This is a genomic window from Bacillus sp. C30, assembly GCF_040838255.1.
In the GTDB taxonomy this organism is placed as follows: domain Bacteria; phylum Bacillota; class Bacilli; order Bacillales; family Bacillaceae_G; genus Bacillus_A; species Bacillus_A mycoides.
The window spans coordinates 1-2960 of record NZ_JBFPJH010000373.1; the positions used below are offsets into that span (position 1 = coordinate 1).

The window sequence follows — 2960 nt, forward strand, 5'->3', positions numbered from 1 at the left end:
CCAAACGCCACTTTATAATCCGTTCTCTATTTTTTTAAACTTTGCAACAGAACCGGATTAGTGCAGTTTGAAAATGATTCAGCCGTCTATTTTCTTGATAAAGATGCGACTGGAAAACCAATGAAACGCTGGATTACGAGTCCATTTATTATGAATAAGTATGCTTTTCATTCGGAAGCATCTATGCTTCCTCAGTGGATGAAAAATGCAATACAAAATGGCGCGTCTATTCGTTAAATATAAAAATCCATAACATAAGTAATAAAAAATAGAATGTTATTTTTTGTAAACGCTTATGCGAGTTCATATATAGTTTATTTATGAATGATGCAAGTACAACAAACAGAGGTGTATACAAAAGTACCTTCTGTTTGTTGTATAAGAAGGGATGCTGCATTCTGTCTCGATGAAAATAATGATTTTGCTCGTTCGGATTGGAGGTTATTACATGTATGATACGCTACTTGTTACAAGAAGGAGCTATCGCATCATTTGTACCTGTATACAGATAAGCATCACTCATCCAATACCCATTTGTTAATTGATTCCATCTATTTGTACTTCCTTTACGACCAGTAAATGTCGCTCCATTTGCAGTACAAGCCACCGTTACCACCTCTCCATCATTAAGAGAACCTACAACTGAGTAGTTCGTACCGGGGCCTGTACGAAGGTTTACCGTACTCCCTCCATTCGCATCTACAATCCCTTGATTCGCAAGAAGCCTTCCGTAATTATACAAAGTATAGCCCGTATATCTTACTGTACTCCCATGCATCGCATAGCCATTATAAGGGGAGGTTTCAAAGAATACCCAGCCACCTAGTTCTTTTCCTTGTAAAGGTATACGCGTATTGCCCTGCAAAAGGGAAAAATGAACATGGCGACCACTTGCATATCCACCACACGATACATCCGTCCCTGTATAACCTAAAAAGGTTCCTTCTTGGACTGGCTGACCATTCGGTATCATATTATTCCACAAATGATAGTAATCTGTGGCATATCCATTTTCATGATAGATACGGATCCACCCCCTGTTATTTGCGCACATGGTGTAAGCTATGCCATCTCCTGCAGCTAACACGCGTTGGTCTCCACCATATAAATCAAGAGAACTATAGGGTCTATCTGATCCTGACCATCCATGCGGACCGCCAGACATCACCCAAGATTGTCCTTTTTCGTAAGGTAACCGAAGTTCAGGCCTATTTTGTGAGAAAGCCTGTGCATTCCCAAGTACAGAAAATGTCTTTTTTTCTTGTGCGCTCATCATTACATCGGGAATTTGTTGTGAGAGTTCGCCGAATAAATCCGTTCCTTCTAGAGCGACTTGCCAATTTGTAGTAGATTGTTTTGCAATGAAAAGGTTTCCTTCTGGAAATGCTCCTGTTACATTTGGAGCTAATATCACTACAGATCCAAATGCCCAGTACCCATCGTTAGATAACCGTTTCAGATTCACCTGCACTTGTGTATCTGTAATCTGTGGTTCTTCCCCTTGTTTCTTTTTTTGTTGCGATAATTCCTGTAAAACAGCATGTTTAATTGAAGTTTCTGGTGTTTGCACGGGTAGTGCGTTCTTCATCGGTTTTGAATTGTCTTCTCGTAATATTGAAGCATACACCACTCCTATTACCAGTAATACTAGGGATACACTACATAAAATCCATCGTGTCCTCTTTTCTAACTTCATTTTTTCACCCCTTAAGTTTATAAAAATAGCTTTCATAAGGGGTATATGCTATGATTTAGCATTTATTAATGAGAAAATTGTATGTGTATGTATTTTATACTTGAGAGTAAGAATGTAAAGCAAGATGTTATGGATACACGTAACTTTGTATAGTGATGTATTTCGGAAAGCTAGATGGCCATACAATTTTCTCAATATGTCATGTTGTGATTTTCATATAAACTTCTCTCTATTCATGCTATATCTATATCAAGGGGTTCTGTTCTTAAATAGATTAGAAACATAATAGGAGGTACAAAATATGTCATTCAAAAAGAAATTAGGGGTAGGAGTGGTTTCTGCCGCTCTTGGTTTATCTTTCATTGGTGGGGGAACATATGCCTATTTTAGCGATCAAGTAGTAACGAATAACACATTTACTGTGGGTACATTAGATTTAGCTATGCAACCTACTACTTCATTGAATTTAAATCAGTTGAAACCAGGGGATAAAATATTAAAAAAATTCAACTTGAAAAATAATGGTACGTTAGATATTCAAGATGTTGTGATGAAAATAGATTATACGGTAAACGATGTTCTGAAAAATAATCAGGGAGATGATTTTGGTAAGCATATAAAAGTACAATTCCTTTGGGATTGGGATCCAGCAAAGAGCCCTGTTTATGAAACCACTCTTGCAGAACTAAAAGAACAAGGATCAGAAATCGTTTCAAAGAAAGTATTTGCATTCAAGTGGACGGAATCACGAGGGTTACAACCTGGGAAAATGGATTGGTTTTGGATGAAGTTTATATTTGAAGACAATGGAAAAGATCAAAATATATTCCAAGGAGATAGTATTGCTTTGAAAATGGAATTCCAAGCGAATCAGACAGAGGGAAGGGAAAGATAAGAAATGCTGCACAGAAAATTCGTGATAAAATAGGCACTTGATGTATCAAGCTATCGTATAGAGTAATTTGCAAATTCAAATTATACATAAAAAGCCGTTATATTTGTTTCAGTACAAAATGAAGTGAACCCGAATAGTGGTACATGAAAAAAACACCTCCTGAATTCGCATACTAAGTATGCAAATTCAATGGAGGTGTTTTTGGTTTGAAAACAAGAGTTCATTACCCAGAAGAAGTAAAGTGGAAAGTCATTGAAATGAAAAAGGATGGGTATTCCAATCGGGCCATTATGGAGAAGCTTGGAATTAAAAATGGGTTCTGTTGCAAAGTTTTAAAAAATAGAGAACGGATTATAAAGTGGCGTTTGG

3 protein-coding genes are annotated in these 2960 nt (G+C 36.9%); 2 read left to right on the forward strand and 1 reads right to left on the reverse strand.

Annotated features, from left to right (window positions below; all coding sequences use genetic code 11):
- Positions 1-60 precede the first annotated feature (60 nt).
- On the forward strand, positions 61-237 hold the full coding sequence (locus AB3X49_RS20420; RefSeq protein ID WP_367964384.1) for a hypothetical protein: 177 nt from the start codon (positions 61-63) through the stop codon (positions 235-237).
- Positions 238-460: 223 nt separating this feature from the next.
- On the opposite strand, the gene AB3X49_RS20425 is transcribed toward AB3X49_RS20420, so the two are convergent.
- The gene (locus AB3X49_RS20425; RefSeq protein WP_367964386.1) at positions 461-1696 is read right to left on the reverse strand and encodes a peptidoglycan DD-metalloendopeptidase family protein; all 1236 of its coding nucleotides are present in this window, start codon (positions 1694-1696) and stop codon (positions 461-463) included.
- A gap of 301 nt (positions 1697-1997) precedes the next feature.
- On the opposite strand from AB3X49_RS20425, the gene AB3X49_RS20430 reads away from it, so the two are divergent.
- The gene (locus tag AB3X49_RS20430) at positions 1998-2591 is read left to right on the forward strand and encodes a TasA family protein (protein ID WP_367964389.1); all 594 of its coding nucleotides are present in this window, start codon (positions 1998-2000) and stop codon (positions 2589-2591) included.
- Positions 2592-2960 lie beyond the last annotated feature (369 nt).